The organism is Pseudomonas sp. REP124 (assembly GCF_020164475.1).
Taxonomy (GTDB): Bacteria; Pseudomonadota; Gammaproteobacteria; order Pseudomonadales; family Pseudomonadaceae; genus Aquipseudomonas.
The window spans coordinates 25,953-46,348 of sequence record NZ_JAIQWX010000029.1 but is presented as its reverse complement, the minus strand read 5'-3'; the positions used below and the strand labels follow the sequence as shown (position 1 = coordinate 46,348).

19 protein-coding genes are annotated in these 20,396 nt (G+C 62.3%); 4 read left to right on the top strand and 15 right to left on the bottom strand.

What is annotated here, in order from left to right; genetic code table 11:
• Nucleotides 1-75 precede the first annotated feature (75 nt).
• Nucleotides 76-603, top strand: coding sequence for a TRAP transporter small permease (locus K9857_RS10045; protein WP_224535361.1), 528 nt, complete (start codon nt 76-78; stop codon nt 601-603).
• Entirely contained in the window at nt 604-1,884 is a 1,281-nt protein-coding gene (locus K9857_RS10040) for a TRAP transporter large permease (RefSeq protein WP_224535359.1), read from the top strand.
• Nucleotides 1,885-2,047: 163 nt separating this feature from the next.
• On the opposite strand, the gene K9857_RS10035 is transcribed toward K9857_RS10040, so the two are convergent.
• The 13 genes from K9857_RS10035 to pedF form a co-directional block, all read right to left on the bottom strand.
• Nucleotides 2,048-3,784, bottom strand: a complete 1,737-nt coding sequence (locus K9857_RS10035; protein ID WP_224535357.1) for a NahK/ErcS family hybrid sensor histidine kinase/response regulator — start codon at nt 3,782-3,784, stop codon at nt 2,048-2,050.
• Nucleotides 3,768-4,931 carry an alcohol dehydrogenase-like regulatory protein ErcA gene (gene ercA, locus K9857_RS10030; RefSeq protein ID WP_224535355.1) on the bottom strand — a complete coding sequence of 388 codons (1,164 nt, stop codon included), beginning with the start codon at nt 4,929-4,931 and terminating at the stop codon, nt 3,768-3,770. The genes K9857_RS10035 and ercA overlap by 17 nt, the downstream gene beginning before the upstream one ends.
• Nucleotides 4,932-5,145: 214 nt before the next feature.
• Nucleotides 5,146-6,288, bottom strand: coding sequence for a pyrroloquinoline quinone biosynthesis protein PqqE (gene pqqE / locus K9857_RS10020; protein ID WP_224535354.1), 1,143 nt, complete (start codon nt 6,286-6,288; stop codon nt 5,146-5,148).
• A complete protein-coding gene (gene pqqD, locus K9857_RS10015) occupies nt 6,266-6,538 on the bottom strand; it encodes a pyrroloquinoline quinone biosynthesis peptide chaperone PqqD (protein ID WP_224535352.1) in 273 nt (90 codons plus the stop codon). Before pqqD ends, pqqE begins: the two co-directional genes overlap by 23 nt.
• Nucleotides 6,535-7,287 (bottom strand): pyrroloquinoline-quinone synthase PqqC, encoded by a 753-nt coding sequence (pqqC, locus tag K9857_RS10010; protein WP_224535350.1) that lies wholly within the window; start codon nt 7,285-7,287, stop codon nt 6,535-6,537. Before pqqC ends, pqqD begins: the two co-directional genes overlap by 4 nt.
• Nucleotides 7,288-7,368: 81 nt before the next feature.
• The gene (pqqB, locus tag K9857_RS10005) at nt 7,369-8,283 is read right to left on the bottom strand and encodes a pyrroloquinoline quinone biosynthesis protein PqqB (protein WP_224535347.1); all 915 of its coding nucleotides are present in this window, start codon (nt 8,281-8,283) and stop codon (nt 7,369-7,371) included.
• 55 nt (nt 8,284-8,338) lie between these two features.
• Complete coding sequence (gene pqqA / locus K9857_RS10000; RefSeq protein WP_003253598.1) at nt 8,339-8,410, bottom strand: pyrroloquinoline quinone precursor peptide PqqA; 72 nt, start codon at nt 8,408-8,410, stop codon at nt 8,339-8,341.
• A gap of 242 nt (nt 8,411-8,652) precedes the next feature.
• Nucleotides 8,653-10,173 carry an aldehyde dehydrogenase family protein gene (locus K9857_RS09995; protein WP_224535345.1) on the bottom strand — a complete coding sequence of 507 codons (1,521 nt, stop codon included), beginning with the start codon at nt 10,171-10,173 and terminating at the stop codon, nt 8,653-8,655.
• Between the two features lie 261 nt (nt 10,174-10,434).
• Complete coding sequence (locus K9857_RS09990; protein ID WP_224535344.1) at nt 10,435-12,210, bottom strand: PQQ-dependent methanol/ethanol family dehydrogenase; 1,776 nt, start codon at nt 12,208-12,210, stop codon at nt 10,435-10,437.
• Between the two features lie 170 nt (nt 12,211-12,380).
• Nucleotides 12,381-13,319 carry a quinoprotein relay system zinc metallohydrolase 1 gene (locus K9857_RS09985; RefSeq protein ID WP_224535341.1) on the bottom strand — a complete coding sequence of 313 codons (939 nt, stop codon included), beginning with the start codon at nt 13,317-13,319 and terminating at the stop codon, nt 12,381-12,383.
• A gap of 15 nt (nt 13,320-13,334) precedes the next feature.
• On the bottom strand, nt 13,335-14,093 hold the full coding sequence (locus K9857_RS09980; RefSeq protein WP_224535339.1) for a quinoprotein dehydrogenase-associated SoxYZ-like carrier: 759 nt from the start codon (nt 14,091-14,093) through the stop codon (nt 13,335-13,337).
• A gap of 9 nt (nt 14,094-14,102) precedes the next feature.
• Nucleotides 14,103-14,978, bottom strand: coding sequence for a substrate-binding periplasmic protein (locus tag K9857_RS09975; protein WP_224535338.1), 876 nt, complete (start codon nt 14,976-14,978; stop codon nt 14,103-14,105).
• Between the two features lie 4 nt (nt 14,979-14,982).
• Entirely contained in the window at nt 14,983-15,444 is a 462-nt protein-coding gene (gene pedF / locus K9857_RS09970; RefSeq protein WP_175377274.1) for a cytochrome c-550 PedF, read from the bottom strand.
• 253 nt (nt 15,445-15,697) lie between these two features.
• Between pedF and exaA the strand changes: the two genes are divergently transcribed.
• Entirely contained in the window at nt 15,698-17,584 is a 1,887-nt protein-coding gene (exaA, locus tag K9857_RS09965; protein WP_224535336.1) for a quinoprotein ethanol dehydrogenase, read from the top strand.
• Between the two features lie 146 nt (nt 17,585-17,730).
• Nucleotides 17,731-18,375, top strand: coding sequence for a pentapeptide repeat-containing protein (locus K9857_RS09960; protein ID WP_224535334.1), 645 nt, complete (start codon nt 17,731-17,733; stop codon nt 18,373-18,375).
• A 122-nt stretch (nt 18,376-18,497) separates the two neighbouring features.
• On the opposite strand, the gene K9857_RS09955 is transcribed toward K9857_RS09960, so the two are convergent.
• A complete protein-coding gene (locus K9857_RS09955; protein WP_224535332.1) occupies nt 18,498-19,136 on the bottom strand; it encodes a response regulator transcription factor in 639 nt (212 codons plus the stop codon).
• Nucleotides 19,133-20,395, bottom strand: coding sequence for an ATP-binding protein (locus K9857_RS09950; RefSeq protein WP_224535330.1), 1,263 nt, complete (start codon nt 20,393-20,395; stop codon nt 19,133-19,135). The genes K9857_RS09955 and K9857_RS09950 overlap by 4 nt, the downstream gene beginning before the upstream one ends.
• Between the last annotated feature and the right edge of the window lies 1 nt (nt 20,396).

The window sequence follows — 20,396 nt, the reverse complement described above, 5'->3', positions numbered from 1 at the left end:
CTACCGCTCTCCTGAAAGGCCCGACGCCACGGCGGTTGGCAAACCTCCGTGCGCGCCCGGTTACGGTGAAACCCGATGAAGAATCTCGCGCTGCGCGTCAACGACAGGCTGTATATGGCCTGTATCTGGATCGCCGGTCTGTCGGTCCTGACCATTTCCCTGATCATTCCCTGGGGCGTGTTCGCCCGCTATGTGCTTGGCACCGGCTCCAGCTGGCCGGAGCCCACGGCGATCCTGCTGATGATGGTGTTCACCTTCATCGGCGCCGCCGCAAGCTATCGCTCAGGTTCGCATATGGCTGTAGCGATGCTCACCGATCGCCTGCCGCCGCATCTGCGCAAGACCATGAGCATCGTCGCGCAATTGCTGATGGCGACCATCTGCCTGTTCATGACGATCTGGGGCACCAAGCTTTGCATCTCGACCTGGAACCAGTACATGAGCGCCCTGCCCACCTTGCGGGTCGGCATCACTTACATGCCGATCCCGGTGGGTGGCCTGCTGACGCTGATCTTTGTCCTGGAAAAACTCCTGCTCGGCGATCAGAGCAACCGTCGGGTCGTGCGCTTCGACCTCGTGGAAGAAAACGAAGGGGCTGCCTGAATGGACGCTTTGATTCTGCTGGGCAGTTTTATCGCATTGATCCTGATCGGCATGCCGGTCGCCTACGCCCTGGGGCTCTCGGCCCTGATCGGTGCCTGGTGGATCGACATTCCCTTCCAGGCCCTGATGATTCAGGTTGCGGGGGGCGTGAACAAATTCTCCCTGCTGGCGATTCCGTTCTTCGTCCTGGCCGGCGCGATCATGGCCGAAGGCGGCATGTCACGACGCCTGGTGGCGTTCGCCGGGGTGCTGGTGGGTTTCGTACGCGGAGGCCTGTCGCTGGTCAACATCATGGCCTCGACCTTCTTCGGCGCGATCTCCGGCTCCTCGGTCGCTGATACCGCGTCCGTCGGTTCGGTGCTGATCCCGGAAATGGAACGCCGCGGCTATCCAAGGGAATTCGCCACGGCGGTGACCGTCAGCGGCTCGGTGCAGGCCCTGCTGACACCGCCAAGTCACAACTCGGTGCTCTATTCGCTGGCGGCGGGCGGCACGGTGTCGATTGCCTCGCTGTTCATGGCCGGCGTGGTCCCGGGCCTGTTGATGAGCGCGTGCCTGATGGTCCTGTGCCTGATCTTCGCCAAGAAGCGCGACTACCCCAAGGGCGAAGTGATTCCGATGCGCGAAGCGCTGAAGATCTGCGGCGAAGCGATGTGGGGCCTGATGGCCATGGTGATCATCCTCGGCGGCATTCTGTCGGGCATTTTCACCGCCACCGAATCGGCGGCGATCGCCGTGCTCTGGTCGTTTTTCGTGACCATGTTCATCTATCGCGACTACAAGTGGAGTGAACTGCCGAAACTGATGCATCGCACGGTACGGACGATTTCGATCGTGATGATCCTGATCGGTTTTGCCGCCAGCTTCGGCTACATCATGACCCTGATGCAGATCCCGGCGAAGATCACCACGCTGTTCCTGACCCTGTCGGACAACCGCTACGTGATTCTGATGTGCATCAACGTCATGCTGCTGTTGCTCGGTACAGTGATGGACATGGCGCCGCTGATCCTGATCCTGACGCCGATCCTGATGCCGGTGATTCTCGGCATTGGCGTGGATCCGGTGCAGTTTGGCATGATCATGCTGGTCAACCTGGGCATCGGCCTGATTACACCGCCGGTGGGCGCGGTACTTTTTGTGGGGTCTGCGGTGGGTAAGGTGTCAATCGAAACGACCGTGAAGGCCTTGCTGCCGTTTTACGCCGTGCTGTTCCTGGTGCTGATAGCCGTGACGTATATCCCGGCACTGTCGCTGTGGTTGCCGCATTTGGTGTTGTAAAACGCCAAAGCTCGCAGCCTGGAAGCTCCTGCATTGGCATAGCGTAAACCCTGTAGGAGCGAGCATGCTCGCGATGGTCGCCAACGATAAAGTTGGCGGCCTGACACCCTGCGGTGCCTGTGCCTCCATCGCGAGCGTGCTCGCTCCTACAGGTTTGCGGTGATCAGGGGGTGCCCAGCAACTGGCTCAGTACCGCGCGCAACTTGCCGGGTTTGACCGGTTTATTCAGCAGCGGCGCGTCGAGTCGTTGCAGGGCGCTTCGGCACTGGTCGGTACGGTCTGCGGTGATGATTACCGCGGGTATCGACTGGTGGAAATGCTCGCGCAAATGCCGCACCACGTCGCAGCCGATCACGGCGTGATCAAGGTGGTAATCCGCCAGAATCAACTCCGGTGCCCTCCCCGCCAACGCCGCCAGCGCCGCACTTTCATCAGTAGCCGTGACCACTTCGCAGCCCCACTGCCCGAGCAACGCGCTCATGCTTTGCAGAATGCTCACTTCATTGTCCAGCACCAGCAATCTGCGGCCCGGCAATGGGTCTCCGGTGCTCGGCTGCGGTACGCTCTGGCCGATCGGCAAGGGAATGTCATGGGACAGCGGCACATCGATGCTGAACATCGATCCGCGCCCAGGCCGCGATCGCACGCCGACGGGATAACCAAGGATCTTGGCGATACGCTCGACAATCGCCAGCCCCAGGCCTACGCCCTTGCGGTCTGCAGCGCGCCCGACATCCAGCTGGTTGAATTCGAGGAAAATCGAATCGAGTCGATCCGCCGGAATCCCGCGGCCTGTATCCCATACCTCCAGGCGCAGAGACTCACCGCGCCGCCGCGCGCCGAGCAGGATGCTGCCTTCGTCGGTATAGCGGCAGGCATTGCTGAGAAAGTTGCGCAGGATCCGCGTCATCAGGCGCAAGTCGGTGCTGATGGCGAAATCGCCCATGTGTGCGCGCAGGTTCAAGCCCGCCGCCTGGGCCACGGACTGGAACTCCGAGACCAGCGGCCCGAGCAACTCATCCAGTCGATAGGGCGCGATGTCAGGCTTGACCGCCGACTGATCGAGCCGGGAAATGTCCAGCAGATCGGTGAGCAAATCCTCCGCGCCTTCAAGAGCCTGGTGCGTACGCTCCACCAGCACCTGCTCGTCTCCCGGCAACCTGCGTTCGCGCAGGGTCGAAATCAGCAAGCGCGCCGCGTTCAGCGGTTGCAGCAGGTCATGGCTGGCTGCCGCCAGGTACTTGTCCTTGCTGCGATTGGCGGCCTCGGCGGCATCCCGGGCATCGCGCAGGGCCTGGGCGATCTGTTTACGCTGGGTGATCTGCTGTTGCAGGTTGCGGTTGGCTTCGAGCAGCTCATCGGTGCGCGCAGTGACCCGTTGCTCCAGTTCGTCATTGAGCTGTTGCAGGCGCTCCTGGGCCTGTTTGCGCTCAGTGATGTCGGCGACAAAACCTTCCACCAGTCCTTCCTGGCCGGGCTTGAGCAACAGGTTCATCAACACATCGATGTGGCTGCCGTCCTTGCGCCGCAGACGGGTTTCGTAGCCGTTGAGGCTGCGCTGGCGCTGGAGGATTTCGCCGATATCCTCCAGTTCCTGCGCCCCGCCGCAGAACAGTTTGCTGGCCAGGTCATTCAGGGAAAAAAGCACCGCCTGTGGGTCCTGATAGCCAAGCATCCGCGCCAGCGCCGGGTTGGCGGCGCGCATGCCGTCTTGCAGGCTGGCCTGGAAAATCCCGTGGACGGCGTTTTCGAACAGCCATTTGTAGCGGTTGCGCTCGGCTTCCAGTTCATCCAGGCGGGCGGCCAGTTCCGGGTAATGGCTCTTGCGCGCCGAGTGGCTGCCCAGTCCCAAAAGCCCCGTCAAGGCCGCACGTTGTTGCTCGTCAGAGGGCTTCGCCATAGACGACCTCGACATCACGCTGACTGGACTCGCGCGGGTTGGTCAGAATGCACGGGTCGTCCATGGCGTGTTGCGACAGGAAGGGAATGTCCGAGGTGCTGACCCCGTGCAAGCCGAGGGTTTCGTGGAAACCGATGGCGTGTTTCAGCGCGATCAGGTGTTCCACCAGACGCCCGCAGATCTGCCGGTGGTTAAGGCCCCGGCAATCGATGCCGAAGGTCTCGGCAATGACCTTGAAGCGTTCCGGCGCAGAGCTGTAGTTGAAGGCCACCACGTGCTCCACCAGTACCGCGTTGCACAGGCCGTGGGGCAAGTCGAGGAAGCCGCCCAGGCTGTGGGACATGGCGTGCACCGCACCGAGGATCGCATTGGAGAACGCCAGCCCGGCCTGCATGCTCCCGAGCATGATTTTCTCTCGCAGGGCGATGTCCGTGGGGTTGGCGATCATCTGCACCAGGTTGCCATTGATCAGGCGCATCGCCTCCAGCGCATGGGGATCGGTCAGCGGCCCGTGACCGGTGGACACAAAGGCTTCGATGGCGTGCACCAGCGCATCGATACCGGTACAGGCCGAGAGGAACGGATCCATGCTCAGGGTGGTTTCCGGGTCGATCAGCGACACGTCCGGCACCACTGCCTTGCTGACGATGGAGAACTTCATGCGCTCCTGCTGATTGGAAATGATCACGAACTGCGAGACGTCGGCCGAAGTGCCAGCGGTGGTCGGGATCAGGATCAGCGGCGGGCTGGGCACTCGGATGGTGTCCACCCCTTCGAATTCGAGGATGTTGCGCCCGTGGGCGACGACGATGCCGATGCCCTTGCCGCAATCCATCGGGCTGCCGCCGCCGACCGCGACAATCACGTCACAGTGATTTTCCCGGTACATGTCGGCCCCGAGCATGACCTCTTCGATCCGCGGATTGGGCGAGACGGCGCTGTACAGGCAGTATTCGATGCCCAACGCCTGGAGGCTGGCCTCGACGTCAGCGACCCAGCCGGCGGCAATCACCCCCGGATCGCTGACCACCAGCACCTTGCGCGCGCCGAAGGTCTTGGCGTAGTTGCCGACGTTGTGCCGGCAACCGGCACCGAAAATGATTTCAGGCGAGACGAACTTGCGCAGCTGACTGAGACTCTGGCTCATGGGAAGCCTGTTCTTATTGTTTTGAAATGTAACGTCCACACTAAAGCATCCGGTGGTGAATGCAATGAGACCAATGACGGGAGCGTGAATACAGCACAAAACCCTGTGGGAGCGGGCTTGCTCGCGAAGGGGTCGTGTCAGTCGACCTCTATGGTGATTGACACTCCGCATTCGCGAGCAAGCCCGCTCCCACAGGGGACCTGCGCCGGGTCATTCAGCCGCGATAGATCAGCTGCGAAGCTTTCTCATTACGCAATGTCAGATGTTCGATGCCGAGCCCTGGGGCTTCGGCCTCTTCCCGCGCCTTGAGAATCACCCCGTGATGCGGCGACTTGGCGCACACCGGATCGGCATTGGCCGCATCCCCCGTGAGCATGAACGCCTGACAGCGGCAGCCCCCCAGGTCCTTGTGCTTTTCGTCGCAGGAGCGGCACGGCTCCTTCATCCAGGCATCGCCGCGAAAACGGTTGAAGCCGAACGAATCGTTCCAGATATGCTCGATGCTGTGCTCGCGCACATTGGGAAACTGCACCGGCAACTGCCGGGCGCTGTGGCAGGGCAATGCAGTGCCGTCGGGGGTGATGTCGAGAAACAGGTTGGCCCAGCCGTTCATGCAGGTCTTGGGGCGTTCCTCGTAATAGTCCGGGGTGACGAAAATCAGTTTGCACGGATGGCCCTGGGCCTCGAGGCGCTGGCGATAGTCATTGGTGATGCGCTCGGCGCGCTGTAATTGCTCGCGTGTCGGCAGCAGGCCGACTCGGTTGAGTTCGGCCCAGCCGTAGAACTGGCAGGTGGCCAATTCGACGAAATCCGCTTCCAGTTCCAGGCACAGGTCGATGATCCGGTCGATGTTGTCGATGTTGTGCCGGTGAGTGACGAAGTTCAGCACCATTGGATAGCCCTGGGCTTTCACTGCGCGGGCCATGGCCAGCTTCTGCGCAAAGGCCTTGCGCGAGCCGGCGAGCATATTGTTCACCGCTTCGTCGGCGGCCTGGAAACTGATCTGGATATGGTCGAGCCCTGCAACCTTGAAGTCGCGCACCTTCTGCTCGGTCAGGCCAATGCCCGAAGTGATCAGGTTGGTGTAGTAACCCATGTCCCGCGCGGCCTTGATCAACTGCGCCAGATCCTGACGCACCAACGGCTCGCCACCGGAAAAACCCAGTTGCGCGGCGCCCATCTCCCGCGCTTCGCGGAACACGCGAATCCACTCCGCGGTGCTCAGCTCCTCGCCGTGCCGGGCGAAGTCCAGCGGATTGGAGCAGTACGGGCATTGCAGCGGGCAACGATAGGTCAGCTCCGCCAGCAGCCACAGCGGTGGCCCCGGCAGCGTTTCACTCGATCCAGAACTGCGCATGGGCCACCTCCAGGAACGCCAGCACATCCTCGTCGATCCCCGGCACGCCGGGATGCTTCGCCGACAATTGGGCGATGATCGCGGCGACGCTGCGCCGGCCGTCCAGCAATTCGAGAATCTGCCCGGCGCTGGGGTTGAGCTTGATCATGCCTTCGGGGTACAGCAGCACATGGCAGTCCTGGCGCGGTTCCCATTGCAGGCGAAAGCCGCGGCGCAACGAGGGTGACTGTTCGCGGTTGATCAGGTTCACAGGGCGATCCCCCGATGCCAGACGTTGTCACGAGTGACGCTGTGATAAGGCGGGCGCTCCAGCTCATAGGCCATGCTCATGGCGTCGAGCATGCTCCAGAGAATGTCCAGTTTGAATTGCAGGATTTCCAGCATGCGCGACTGTCCTTCCAGGGTCCGATAATGCTCGAGCGTGATCGCCAGGCCGTGCTCGACATCGCGTCGGGCCTGGCCCAGTCGGGTGCGGAAATATTCGTAGCCGGCCGGATCGATCCAGGGGTAATGCTGCGGCCAGCTGTCCAGGCGCGACTGGTGGATCTGCGGTGCGAACAGTTCGGTCAGGGAGCTGCTGGCGGCTTCCTGCCAACTGGCGCGGCGGGCGAAGTTGACGTAGGCATCCACCGCGAAACGCACGCCGGGCAGCACCAGTTCCTGCGAAAGGATCCGCTCGCGATCCAGCCCCACCGCTTCGCCCAGGCGCAGCCAGGCTTCGATCCCGCCTTCACTGCCAGGCGCGCCGTCATGGTCCAGCAGGCGCTGAATCCATTCGCGGCGGATTTCTCGGTCGGGGCAGTTGGCGAGGATTGCGGCGTCTTTGAGGGGGATGTTGACCTGATAGTAGAAGCGGTTGGCGACCCAGCCCTGGACCTGCTCGCGGGTGGCGCGGCCCTGGTACATCGCCACGTGGAATGGGTGATGGATGTGGTAGTAGGCGCCCTTGGCGCGCAGGGCGGCTTCGAATTCGGTGGGGGTCAGTGGAGTGTTGGTCATTGTTATTCTCCGGGAATCTTTTGGTGTCTGGTCCGGCCTCTTCGCGGGCAAGCCTCGCTCCTACAGGTGCGTGGCGCTCCGCTACAGCACAATATCCATGCCGTCATACGCCACCTCGATCCCCCGCCGCACCAGCAGCGCCCTCTCAGCCGAGTCCTCATCAAGGATCGGGTTGGTGTTGTTGATGTGAATCAGCACCTTGCGCTGCCGCGGGAACGCCTCCAGCACTTCCAGCATGCCGCCCGGCCCGCTCTGCGCCAGGTGGCCCATTTCACTGCCAAGGCTGTGGCCGACTTCGCACACGCGCATCTCGTCATCGCGCCACAGGGTGCCATCGAGCAGCAGGCAATCGGCGCGCTGCATCCAGTCCAGCACTTCGTCGTCGACCTGCCCCAGCCCCGGCGCGTAGAACAGCGAGGCGCCGCTGCGCTGGTCCTCGATGAACAGGCCGATGTTGTCCCCTGGCTGCGGATTGCCACGATTGGGTGAATACGGCGGTGCGTTGCTGATCAACGGAATGGCACAAAACCTGAGGTGGTAGCAGGCCGGAATACGGAACGGTTCGCGATTGAGACGCACAGGTTGCCACTGCAATCCGCCGTTCCAGTGACTGAGCATGGTGAACAGCGCAAAGCCGGTGCTGAGGTCCTGGTGAACCCGTTCGGTGCACCAGACGTTATGCGGGCAGCCTTCGCGCAGGCTCAGCAGGCCGGTGCAATGGTCGATCTGGCTGTCCATCAGCACCACGCCGGCGATGGCGCTGTCACGCAGGCGGCGCGCCGGTTGCAATGGCGGGAAGCTCTCGAGTTGCGCGCGGATGTCCGGCGAAGCGTTGCACAGCACCCAGTCCACTCCGTCGTCGCTCAGAGCAATCGACGACTGCGTGCGCCGCTGCGCGCGCAGGCTGCCGTTGCGTACTCCGGCACATTGCCGACAATTGCAGTTCCACTGCGGAAAACCGCCACCAGCGGCGGAACCCAGAACCCGGATGTGCATGAGCAATGCTCCAGAAGGCAGACCCGGCCAACGCGGCGGCTGGCCGGGTGAACAATCAACGGTTGGCGAAATACATCGTCACTTCGAAGCCAATGCGCAGATCGGTAAACGCGGGTTTAGTCCACATGGGTCATTCCTCTTCTTGTGCCGGGTGATTCCGGTAGTGCCATTAATGCACGGGGTGTCGGGCAGCCGAATGCTACTTTCGAAGGAGGCTTGGGGGTGCGTTGGTAGGGGGTGAGAAACACAAAAGACCTGTGGGAGCGGGCTTGCCCGCGATGAGGCCGGAACATTCAACATTGATGTCGACTGTCAGACCGTCATCGCGGGCAAGCCCGCTCCCACAGGGTATGCGGCGTATTTAATGAATCAGAAGAACCCCAACGGATTAATGTCATAGCTCACCAGCAGGTTCTTGGTCTGCTGGTAGTGATCGAGCATCATCTTGTGGTTCTCCCTGCCGACGCCGGACTTCTTGTAACCACCGAACGCGGCATGAGCCGGGTACAGGTGGTAGCAGTTGGTCCACACCCGCCCGGCCTTGATCGCCCGGCCCATGCGGTAGGCGCGGTTGATGTCGCGGGTCCAGAGGCCCGCACCGAGACCGAATTCGGTGTCGTTGGCGATCGCGAGGGCTTCGGCTTCGTCCTTGAAGGTGGTGACGCCCACCACAGGGCCGAAAATCTCTTCCTGGAACACGCGCATCTTGTTGGTGCCCTTGAGCAGCGTTGGCTGGATGTAGTAGCCGCTGGACAGATCGCCCTCCAGACGCTCGGCCGCGCCGCCAGTAAGCAGCTGGGCGCCCTCCTCCTGGGCGATGCTCAGGTACGAGAGGATCTTGTCGTATTGCTGCTCGGAGGCCTGGGCGCCGACCATGGTCTCGGTGTCCAGCGGGTTGCCGCGCTTGATCTTGACGACCTTCTTCATGACCTCGGCCATGAAAGGTTCGTAGATCGATTCTTGCACCAGGGCCCGGGACGGACAGGTGCAGACTTCGCCCTGGTTGAAGAACGCCAGCACCAGGCCTTCGGCGGCTTTCTCGATGAATGCGGGCTCGGCCTGCATGATGTCTTCGAAGAAGATGTTCGGCGACTTGCCGCCCAGCTCGACGGTGCTCGGGATGATGTTCTCGGCGGCGCAATGCAGGATGTGCGCGCCGACCGGGGTGGAACCGGTGAAGGCGATCTTGGCGATGCGCTTGCTGGTGGCCAGCGCCTCGCCGGCTTCGCGACCGAAGCCCTGGACGATGTTGAGCACGCCGGCCGGCAGCAGGTCGGCGATCAGCTCGGCGAAGACCATGATCGACAGCGGCGTCTGCTCCGCCGGCTTGAGCACGATGCAGTTGCCGGCGGCCAGGGCCGGGGCGAGTTTCCAGGCCGCCATCAGCAGCGGGAAATTCCACGGAATGATCTGCCCGACCACACCCAGCGGTTCGTGGAAGTGGTAGGCGGTGGTCAGTTCGTTGATCTCGGCCGCGCCGCCTTCCTGGGCGCGGATGCAACCGGCGAAATAGCGGAAGTGGTCAGCGGCCAGCGGCACGTCGGCGTTAAGGGTTTCGCGCACGGCCTTGCCGTTGTCCCAGGTTTCGGTGACGGCGAGAATTTCCAGGTTCTGTTCGATGCGGTCGGCGATTTTCAGCAGGACCAGCGAACGGTCCTGGGCCGAGGTCTTGCCCCAGGCATCGGCGGCGGCATGGGCGGCGTCGAGGGCCTTGTCGATGTCGGCGGCGCTGGAGCGCGGGAATTCGGCAATCACCTCACCGTTGACCGGCGAGCTGTTGGTGAAGTACTCGCCATTGACTGGCGCGACGAATTCGCCACCGATGAAATTGCCGTAGCGCGGTTTGAAGGAAACGACGGCACCGGGTGTTCCGGGTTGGGCGTAGATCATGATGAGGCCTCTGTCTGGGTCGATGCCTGCCGTGGCGACAGGCGATGACCCGATACTAGAGAGCCCCGCGCGCCAGACGAATGCATCGTTGGCAGGAGGGGCTCTCGTTATTTGGTATTAGATTCACGCAGCCCCTGTGGTGATCGTTCCCACGCTCCGCGTGGGAATGCAGCCCGGGACGCTCTGCGTCCCAAAGGCCGAACGCGGAGCGTCCGTTGAGGCATTCCCACGCGGAGCGTGGGAACGATCACTTGGGTGTGGTCAGTGCTTGGCCACCAACTCCTTCGGCAATTTGAAGGTCCAGAGCATGCCGCCCTGGTTGAAGTCCTTCACGCGTTTGGCCACTTCGCCGCCCCACAGCGGCACCGCGCCACCCCAGCCGGACAGCACCGAGACGTACTGTTCGCCGTCCATTTCCCAGGTCACGGGCGAGCCCAGTACGCCGGAGCCAGTCTGGAACTCCCAGACCTTTTCGCCGGTCTTGGCATTGAATGCCTGCAGGAAACCTTCTGGCGTACCGGTGAACACCAGGTTGCCCTTGGTGGTCAGCACCCCGCCCCACAGCGGCGCGAAGTTCTTGTGGCGCCAGACTTCCTTGCCGGTTTTCGGATCAATGGCACGCAATACGCCGATGTAATCTTCGTTCAACGGCTTGATGGTGAACCCGGCACCGAGGAACGCCGCGCCTTTTTTGTAGGCGATGCCCTCGTTCCAAATGTCCATGCCCCACTCGTTGGACGGCACGTAGAACAGCCCGGTGTCCCTGTTGTAGGCCATCGGCATCCAGTTTTTCGCACCGAGAAATGCCGGCGCGACGAATACAGAAGTGCCGTGAGCTTCGGCCCCTGGCGCGCCGGGGCGGCTGGCGTCGTTGTAGATCGGCCGGCCGTCCTTATCCAGGCCGGTGGCCCAGGTGATCTTGTCCACGAACGGGAAGCCGCGGATGAATTTGCCGTTGGTGCGGTCCAGCACGTAGAAGAAACCATTGCGGTCGGCGGTGGCCGCCGCCTTTATTTCCTTGCCGCCTTCGCTGTAGTTGAACGACACCAACTCGTTCACTCCGTCGAAGTCCCAGCCGTCATGAGGCGTGCTCTGGAAATGCCATTTGATGGTGCCGTCGTCCGGGTTGAGCGCCAGGCGCGACGAGGAATAGAGGTTGTCCCCTGGACGCAGGTGCGAATTCCACGGCGCCGGGTTGCCGGTGCCGAACAGCAGCAGGTTGGTTTCCGGATCGTAGTAACCGCCCAGCCACGGCGCCGCGCCGCCGGTCTTCCACAGATCGCCCGGCCAGGTCTTGCCCGCTTCGCCGCCGGAGATACCGTTCTCGACCGCCTTGCCGTCCTTGTAGACATAACCCATGTGGCCTTCGACGGTCGGGCGGGTCCACAACAGATCGCCGTTTTTCGGATCGTAGGCCTCGATCTTGCCCACCACGCCGAACTCGCCACCGGCGACGCCGGTGATCAGCTTGCCGTTGATCACCAGCGGCGCGGCGCTGATCGAGTAGCCTTCCTTGTGGTCGGCGACTTTCTTGCTCCAGACCACCTTGCCGGTGTCCTTGTTCAGCGCAACCAGCTTGGCGTCGAGGGTGCCGAAGATCACCAGGTCGCCATACAGCGCCACGCCACGGTTGATCACGTCGCAGCAAGGGCGAATGTCATCCGGCAGGCGCGCATCGTATTGCCAGAGCTTCTTGCCGGTGCGCGCATCCACCGCGAACACCCGCGAGTAGGAACCGGTCATGTACATCACGCCATCCTTGACCATCGGTTGCGCCTGCTGGCCGCGCTGCTTTTCGCCGCCGAACGAGAACGCCCACGCCGGGCGCAGTTCCTTGACGTTGTCGACGTTGAGAATGTCCAGCGGGCTGTAGCGCTGACCCTGAACGCCCAGACCGTTGGTCACGATCTGCTCGGGGTTCTTCGGGTCCTGGAGAATGTCCTGGTCGGAAACCCCGGCCATTGCCTGGCCGGACAACAGCATGGCACTGAGCAACAGGCTCAGGACGAAGGGCTGGCGACGTGCGGGTTGAGTCATGACGGCTTCCTCTGCGGTTTTTGTTTTATTTCCGGGAAATTTTCCCGGGTTGATGCAGATTCTTGAGCGCAGGCGTCGGGACAACAATTGGCCGCAGTGTGGAGATTTCTAGTTCCTTGGTATTGGGCTGGGGGATGGATTTCCAAATCCCCTGTGGGAGCGGGTGGTGATCATGGGGTCGCGCTACTGTCGACCCGCGTCATCCGCGCCCGCTCATACCGCGGATACAGATGGCTGACACTGCGAATCAACTCATACCGGCTCAGGCTGATTCCGGCGAATCGTTCGGGGATGGGGCTGCGGATCATCTCGGCCATGTCGCTGCCATTGGCGGCGCCGTCGCGCATCAGCTGGTCGAGCCACCCCAGGTAATCGCGCATCTGCACGAAGGGCAGCGGATCGCTGGCGACAGGCCCGTGACCGGGCACGATCATCGTCCAGGGCAAGCCTTGCAGGGTGGCAATGTCCGCCAGCCACACCGACAGGCCGGGACTGTTGGGCGTGGTCAGCGCCCGTTTATAAAACACCAGGTCCCCGGCGAATAGCACGCCGGTTTGCTGGTCGAGAATAGCCAGATCAGCACCCGTATGCCCACCCAGACCTAGCAGGCGCAGATCATGATTCCCAAAACTTTTCACGCCCGGGGTCAGCGTGCGGGTCGGCAACACCACCTCGGTGCCGCGCATCCAGTCGCCGACCAGCCGATACATGTTCTCGGCCATCGCATCACCCTGCTTTTGCAGCAGCTCGGTGGTACCGGCCAGCGCGCCGATCGGCACATCGCCGAAGGCCTGATTGCCCAGCACATGGTCAGGGTGATGATGGGTCAGCAGGACCTCGATCACCGGCTTGTCGGTTACCCCGGCGATGGCCAGGCGCATGGCCTCGCCGTAACGCTTCGAAGGGCCGGTATCGATCACCACCACGCCACGCTCGGTAACGATGAACGCGGTGTTGACGATGTTGCCGCCGTTGTCCCTGGCGAAATTATCGGTGCTGCCTTCCAGCAGCCAGGTGTCCTGGGCGATCTGCCGGGGCTTGAGCGAGTATTGGAGATCGGCCGTGGCGTGCAGGCTCAGGCCGATGAACAACAGCAGCATCCAGCGCATGAGTGCTCCTTTGGCTCAGGGAATTAACGCATCGAACAGGTTGCCGCCACTATCGCGCAACAGCAGACGTGTCTGCCCTGCCCCCTCCAGATCAAAGCCCAGGCTGGGGTTTTCGCTGACAGCGGGAAACAGTTCGAGGCGGGCAAGCAGTTGATTCTGGCTGTCCCGCAGTTCGGCATGATTGATGTAAAACTCCGGAATGCCGCTGACCATGCCGTTGTCCATCGGATGCGCCACCTGCACCCGCAGGCGACTGAAGTCCCGGCGCGGGTAACGCCCGCCCAGCACTTGACCGATGCGCTCCTCCCAACCCGGCTCGGTGCGAACCACGCTTGGTGCAGTGCAGCCACCTCCCGCTGCGTCGATCAGGGTCGAACCGACATGCCACAGTCCATCGCGCGTCAGTACGGCCGCGCGCAGGGGCGTAGCCTGCTCGACTCGAATGCGGATCGACAGCCAGGGCAACAGTCCATTTACCGGCTGGAAATCGACGATTTTCGGCAAGGGGTTGAGCTCGGCCCAGGCAAGGATGGTCACTACATCGCCCTTGAATGCCCGGGCATCGATTTCCAGCGGGACCTGCCGTGCGTCTTCAGCGAACGGTGGCGCCAACAGCTTGACCCGATCATCGAACACGAACGGCGCATCTGCGAGGATCTGCTTGTGATAGAAGCTCCACATCACCGACGGCACCGGGTCCTTGCCTGGATCGACGGCGGCCTGCGCCGTCAGATTCAGGCAGCACGCCAGCAGACAAATCCTTTGCCATTTCATCAGCCACTCCTATTGATACATCTCGGGCACGTCATACCGCAGGCCGTAATGGCCATAGATGGTCTTCACCGAACCTTCGCGAATCAGTCCTTCCAGCGCCTCTTCCACCGCATACGCCAGTTGCCGGTTGCTTTCGTGCACCGCCATGCCGATTTCCCAGAGCTGCTTGCCCATGTTCGGATAGGCGTTCTCCGCCAGCGCCAATTGCGGGTCGGCGGCTTCGTGCACCTGCCAGTCAATTTCACCGCGTATGGCCATGACCGCGTCGACCTCCCCGGCCTTCATCGCGGCAAAGGCCTGGGACACGCCCGGATAGTGATGGGTCTTGCCGGCGAGCATGCCGTTGAACACCGAAGTGAGGTAGAACGACGGCACGCTGTCGACCTCGACGCCGATCGGGTGCTGCTCAAACACCGCGACACTGGCAACCTTGTCCAGTCGACGACGGTCGTAGGCGACCTGCCATTGTTCGTTCTGGTAGGGGCCGAACATCACCACATGGCCGTTTTCCAGTTCGCCGAATTCGTTGCGCTTTTGCGCGTAATCGCGGTCGTAAGGCACGCGCATCATCAGGTCGGCCAGTTGCTGGTTGTGCAACGCACTGGCGCGCCAGATGTAGTCGCGCAGGTCGTCGTCGAGCTTTTCACCGGGCGGCGCCCAGATCAGCGTCAGGCGCACACCCATTGCCTTGGCCAGGGCCTGGGCCAGTTCGACGTCAACACCCTTGGGCTGACCGCCCTGTTCGAAGCTGTAGGGCGCGAAATCCTTGTACACCGCCACCTTCAGCTCTCCGGCGGCGATCATTTCATCGTAGTTGCGCACCTGCGCCTGCACCGACTGGCAGCACAGCCACACAGCGCCGACCAACATCGCAAGCAGGCGCATGGGATCATTCCTCGACGTGCACGGTGTCCAGATAAGTGCGTACCGCCCACAGGGCTTCCTGGCTCAGGTAGTCGGCCATTTTCGGCATGTACACCCGACCGTCGCGCACCGCACCATTGCGTACCCGCTCGACGAACCATTCATCACCGGCATCGCCAGCGTCGAGCATGCGCAGGTCGGGAGCTATACCGCCGGACTTGGCTTCCAGGCCATGGCAGGCCGCGCAGTTCTGGTTGTAGGCCGACGCGCCGATCTCCACCGCCTTGTCGTGTTCCGGCGTGGTGCGATAGGGATTCACTTCGGCCCAGCCATCGGCATTGAGTTTCACGCCGGCATCCTTGATCGGGGTCAGGCCCTGGGTGGCGACGGCCTGCGGCACCACATTGCCGTGGGCCCACACGGAACCGGCACTGAGAAGACCGGCCAACAGGCCGGTGACGAGCAAGGCGTTGCGTTTCGTTGTCATTGTTATGCCCTCAGGTTGCACGCAAAACCTCTTTGCAGAGGCTATGGCAGCCATCTTAGGAAGCCTGTCGGGCGGGCCCCATGCTGCTTTGGTGGCCAGCATCTAGTCCCTTGGTAGTAAGGCGTTTGAGGGACGCCCAAATCAGGTGTTCGATGGGAAGTTTTCCCGGCGACGGCGGGACTTTTTCCGTATCCGTCTACCGCCCCGCACCGCCACCCTGTGCAGGCCAAAACCTCCACTGGGAACTGCAACCATGACAATAAGATCGCTACCCGCCCTTTCCCCCCTGACCGCGGCCGTCCAGGCCTTTGTGCTGGTCGGCAGCCTGGCGCTGAGCGCCGCGGGGTACGCAGCAAACGCTCCGGCCCCGCGCAACGTGAGTTGGGAAGACATCGCCAACGATCACCTGACCACCAAAGACGTGCTGCAATACGGCATGGGCACCAACGCCCAGCGCTGGAGTCCGCTGAATCAGGTCAACGACAAGAACGTGTTCAAGTTGACCCCTGCCTGGTCCTACTCCTTCGGGGACGAAAAGCAGCGCGGCCAGGAATCCCAGGCCATCGTCAGTGACGGTGTGGTGTACGTCACCGGGTCGTATTCGCGAGTGTTCGCTCTGGACGCCAAGACCGGCAAACGTCTGTGGACTTACAACCATCGCCTGCCGGACAACATTCGTCCGTGCTGCGACGTGGTCAACCGCGGCGCCGCGATCTTCGGCGACAAAATCTACTTCGGCACTCTCGATGCGCGGCTGATCGCCCTGGACAAGAACACGGGCAAGGTGGTGTGGAACAAGAAATTCGGCGACCACGCAGCCGGCTACACCATGACCGGCGCGCCGGTGTTGATCAAGGACAAGACCAGCGGCAAGGTGCTGCTGATCCACGGCAGCTCCGGCGACGAGTTCGGTGTAGTCGGGCAGCTCTTCGCCCGCGATCCCGACACGGGCGAAGAAGTCTGGATGCGGCCTTTCGTCGAGGGTCACATGGGCCGTCTCAATGGCAAGGACAGCACCCCGACCGGCGACGTCAAGGCGCCGTCCTGGCCGAACGACCCGACTACGGAAACCGGCAAAGTCGAGGCCTGGAGCCACGGTGGCGGTGCGCCCTGGCAGAGCGCGAGTTTCGATGCCGAAACCAACACCATCATCGTCGGCGCCGGCAATCCAGGCCCATGGAACACCTGGGCGCGCACCTCCAAGGATGGCAACCCACACGACTTTGACAGCCTTTACACTTCCGGCCAGGTCGGCGTCGACCCAAGCACCGGCGAAGTGAAATGGTTCTATCAGCACACGCCGAACGACGCCTGGGACTTCTCCGGTAACAACGAGCTGGTGCTGTTCGATTTCAAGGACAAGGATGGCAAGACGGTCAAGGCCACCGGTCACGCCGACCGTAACGGTTTCTTCTACGTGGTGGACCGCAACAACGGCAAACTGCAGAACGCTTTTCCCTTCGTCGACAACATCACCTGGGCCAGCCACATTGACCTCAAGACAGGCCGACCGGTGGAGAACGCAGGCCAGCGTCCGGCCAAGCCGTTGCCGGGGGAAACCAAGGGCAAACCGGTGGAAGTGTCGCCACCCTTCCTCGGTGGCAAGAACTGGAACCCCATGGCCTACAGCCAGGACACCGGGTTGTTTTACATTCCGGGCAATCAGTGGAAAGAGGAATACTGGACCGAAGAGGTCAACTACAAAAAAGGCTCGGCCTACCTGGGAATGGGCTTTCGCATCAAGCGCATGTACGAAGATCACGTCGGCACGCTGCGGGCGATGAACCCCACCACCGGCAAGCTGGTGTGGGAACACAAGGAACATCTGCCGCTGTGGGCCGGGGTATTGGCGACCAAAGGCAACCTGGTGTTCACCGGCACAGGCGACGGTTTCTTCAAGGCCTTCGATGCAAAAACCGGCAAGGAACTGTGGAAATTCCAGACCGGCAGCGGCATCGTCTCGCCACCGATCACCTGGGAACAGGACGGCGAGCAGTACATCGGCGTGACAGTCGGCTACGGCGGCGCAGTGCCGTTATGGGGCGGCGACATGGCCGAGCTGACCAAGCCGGTGGCACAGGGCGGGTCGTTCTGGGTGTTCAAGATTCCGAGTTGGGATAACAAGACGGCGCAAAGATAACCCCTAACCCGCCGTCCCTGTAGAAGCGAGCATGCTCGCGATGGTCGTCAACGATAACGTGGACTGCCTGACAACCCGCGGTGTCTGCGCCTCCATCGCGAGCATGCTCGCTCCTACAGGAGATGGGCTCGTCCGGAGACATTGCCATGAAATACCTGTCCCTTATGCTTCTGTTGAGCATTGCCACGGTGCATGCCGATGACGATGAAGGCCCCCTGATCATCAACGGCTGCACCATCGCCGAACACAGCCAGTGCCCCGGCGCCAACCTCAAGGGCGCCAACCTCAGCAATCAGGACATGCGAAACATGAACCTCAGCGGCGCCGATCTGCGCGACGCCGATCTGCGTCATGCCCGACTCGACCTGGCCAACCTGGAAAAAGCCCACCTGCAAGGGGCGAACCTTACCCGCGCCAGCCTGCAGCAAAGCAATGTCCGACTGGCCGACTTTACCTCGGCCAATCTGATGGCGATCCAGGGTTGGGGACTATTTGCCCAGGGCGCGCAGTTCCAGAACGCCAACCTCAGCGCCGCGTATCTGCAATTCGCCCGGCTCTCGGGAGCGAAACTGCACAACACCAACCTGCACGCCGCCGATCTGGAAATGACCTGGCTGAGCAAGGCCGACCTCAAGGACGCCAACCTGAGCGACGCCAACCTGCAGGAAGCCAAGCTGGGCGAAAGCAATCTGGAACACGCCAACCTCAACGGCACTCGCCAGCATTATGCGAATTTTCAGGACGCGAACATGGAAGGCTGCAATGGATGTCCGCAGGACTGGACACAATGAAGCCCCTGTAGGAGCGAGCATGCTCGCGATGAACGCAAGAACACCGCGGGGTGTCAGGCACCCAGCGTTATCGTTGACGTCCATCGCGAGCATGCTCGCTCCTACAGGGCTCTGGTTTTCAGTCACCCCGCCTTGCGCACCACGCCCATATCAATCCCCAGATGCACCAGCTCGGCATGTGAGCTGACCTGCAGTTTGTTTTTGAGCAGCGTCAGATGGTTGGAGACGGTCTTGCTGCTGATGCTCAGCTGCTCGGCGATTTGCCGCGCGGGGGTGCCTTTGGCCAACATGACGAAAATTTCCAGCTCGCGCTGGGTCATGCTGTGCAGTCGCGGGTCACTCGTGCCCCGCTGTGCGCGGCACGCCAGCTGCGTGGCCAGTGGTTGCTCGATGTAGGCATGTCCGGCGAGGACCCGCCGCACTGCTTCGATCAGTACCTCGGGCGCCGAGTTCTTGGTCAGATAACCCATCGCCCCGGCATCCAGTGCCTGTCGCACCAGCGGCAGCTCATCGTGCATGCTGAAAAACAGCACCCGTAGTTGCGGCAAACGCTGGCGCAGACGCCGGGTGGTTTCCAGGCCACTGATGCCGGGCAGTCCGAAATCCATGATCACCAGATGCGGCACGCTTTCCTGCACGCGGGTCAGCGCCTCCTCACCCGTTGCCGCCTCCCGTACCTCCATCGCAGGCAACATTGCCCGCAACAGACTCGCATACCCCTGACGGACCACTGCATGATCATCGACCAGCAGAATATTCATGACACCTCCAAAGGCATGCTCAAGGTCAGCGCCCAACCGGCGCCGGGATGACTGATCACACGCAATTCGCCTCCCAGGCTGCGGGCGCGTTCGCGCATTGAATAAAGACCCACGCCGGGGCGCTGCCGGGGCGTACCTCCGCGACCGTTATCGCGCACCAGCAGACGCAACTGTGCACCGTGGTGTTGCAGACGAACCCGCACCCGGCTGGCATCGGCGTGCCGGGCGATATTGGTCAGGGCCTCCTGTAGCAGGCGATACAGATGGGTCTTGTGCGACGCCGACAGCGTTGGCAGCCGCTCACTCAAGCGCAACTGGCACTCGATGCCCTGGCGTGCCTGCCATTGTTCCACCAGCAAGGCGAACGCCTCGTCCAGCGGCAAATGCTGCAGCACCACCGGATATAGGTTCTGCACCAGCGCCCGGAAGCCTTGTTGCAGGTGCTCGCAGTTGTGCTCCAGATCGCGCACCGTGCGCTCCACTGCTTCCGGGCGCTCAGCGACCAGGCGTAACAGACACGCCTGCGCGCGAATCCCGGCCAGATATTGACCAAGGTCATCGTGCAGCGTCTGGGCCAGTTCGGTGCGCTCGCGCTCCTGAACGGCCAGCAAGGCCTGAGTCAGACGGGCGTTGTCGGCACCGGCCTGCTCCAGCGCGGCGGTCATTCGATTGAAATGCAGCCCCAGTTGCCGCGCTTCCGGTGCTCCTTGTGTGGGCAGACGCACCTTGAGCTGGCCGGCGCTGACCTGCTGCAAAGCCCGCAGCAGTTCATCGAGCAGGCCCATTCCTCGTCGCACCGCCCAGCGAATGGTCAGCAGGCTGACGATCAGTGCCAGCGCGCACAGGCTCAGCAACTGTTGCAGGGAATCTCGGACTTCGTCGATTTCATCCCGAGGATCCACGGCGATCTGCACCCGTCGACCGTCCGCCAGGTCCACTACTCTGACGCGGTGTATGACGTCGGCGAACAGCAGATCTGCGAGCCACCCCTCGAACCCATCCTGCATCGGCGAGGGCATCACTGCCCCAGGTTCCATCCAGAGCACACGCACATGGCGCAGGCTGCGGGTGAGGCGCGGTTGCAGGCTGACAGGATCACGAGCGGCGGTTTCGCTCAGGTACTCGACCACCGCTTCGGCCGATTGCATCTCACGTTCCACGTCCGCCAGCGCCTGGTGCAGCAACACGCACATGCAGGCAAGAGTGACCACGGCGAAAAAGCCGCCCACCCACAGGTTGATCCGCCACAGGGCCGACATC

What these genes read in the sequence shown, in the direction of transcription:
- pedF (WP_175377274.1), bottom strand. Translation starts at nt 15,444, where the DNA reads ATGACAACGAAACGCAACGCCTTGCTCGTCACCGGCCTGTTGGCCGGT.
- K9857_RS09990 (WP_224535344.1), bottom strand. Translation starts at nt 12,210, where the DNA reads ATGACTCAACCCGCACGTCGCCAGCCCTTCGTCCTGAGCCTGTTGCTC.
- K9857_RS09995 (WP_224535345.1), bottom strand. Translation starts at nt 10,173, where the DNA reads ATGATCTACGCCCAACCCGGAACACCCGGTGCCGTCGTTTCCTTCAAA.
- K9857_RS09975 (WP_224535338.1), bottom strand. Translation starts at nt 14,978, where the DNA reads ATGCGCCTGCTTGCGATGTTGGTCGGCGCTGTGTGGCTGTGCTGCCAG.
- ercA (WP_224535355.1), bottom strand. Translation starts at nt 4,931, where the DNA reads ATGAGCCAGAGTCTCAGTCAGCTGCGCAAGTTCGTCTCGCCTGAAATC.
- K9857_RS09980 (WP_224535339.1), bottom strand. Translation starts at nt 14,093, where the DNA reads ATGAAATGGCAAAGGATTTGTCTGCTGGCGTGCTGCCTGAATCTGACG.
- pqqE (WP_224535354.1), bottom strand. Translation starts at nt 6,288, where the DNA reads ATGCGCAGTTCTGGATCGAGTGAAACGCTGCCGGGGCCACCGCTGTGG.
- K9857_RS09960 (WP_224535334.1), top strand. Translation starts at nt 17,731, where the DNA reads ATGAAATACCTGTCCCTTATGCTTCTGTTGAGCATTGCCACGGTGCAT.
- K9857_RS09955 (WP_224535332.1), bottom strand. Translation starts at nt 19,136, where the DNA reads ATGAATATTCTGCTGGTCGATGATCATGCAGTGGTCCGTCAGGGGTAT.
- pqqC (WP_224535350.1), bottom strand. Translation starts at nt 7,287, where the DNA reads ATGACCAACACTCCACTGACCCCCACCGAATTCGAAGCCGCCCTGCGC.
- K9857_RS10040 (WP_224535359.1), top strand. Translation starts at nt 604, where the DNA reads ATGGACGCTTTGATTCTGCTGGGCAGTTTTATCGCATTGATCCTGATC.
- K9857_RS09950 (WP_224535330.1), bottom strand. Translation starts at nt 20,395, where the DNA reads ATGTCGGCCCTGTGGCGGATCAACCTGTGGGTGGGCGGCTTTTTCGCC.
- exaA (WP_224535336.1), top strand. Translation starts at nt 15,698, where the DNA reads ATGACAATAAGATCGCTACCCGCCCTTTCCCCCCTGACCGCGGCCGTC.
- K9857_RS10035 (WP_224535357.1), bottom strand. Translation starts at nt 3,784, where the DNA reads ATGGCGAAGCCCTCTGACGAGCAACAACGTGCGGCCTTGACGGGGCTT.
- pqqB (WP_224535347.1), bottom strand. Translation starts at nt 8,283, where the DNA reads ATGCACATCCGGGTTCTGGGTTCCGCCGCTGGTGGCGGTTTTCCGCAG.
- K9857_RS09985 (WP_224535341.1), bottom strand. Translation starts at nt 13,319, where the DNA reads ATGCGCTGGATGCTGCTGTTGTTCATCGGCCTGAGCCTGCACGCCACG.
- K9857_RS10045 (WP_224535361.1), top strand. Translation starts at nt 76, where the DNA reads ATGAAGAATCTCGCGCTGCGCGTCAACGACAGGCTGTATATGGCCTGT.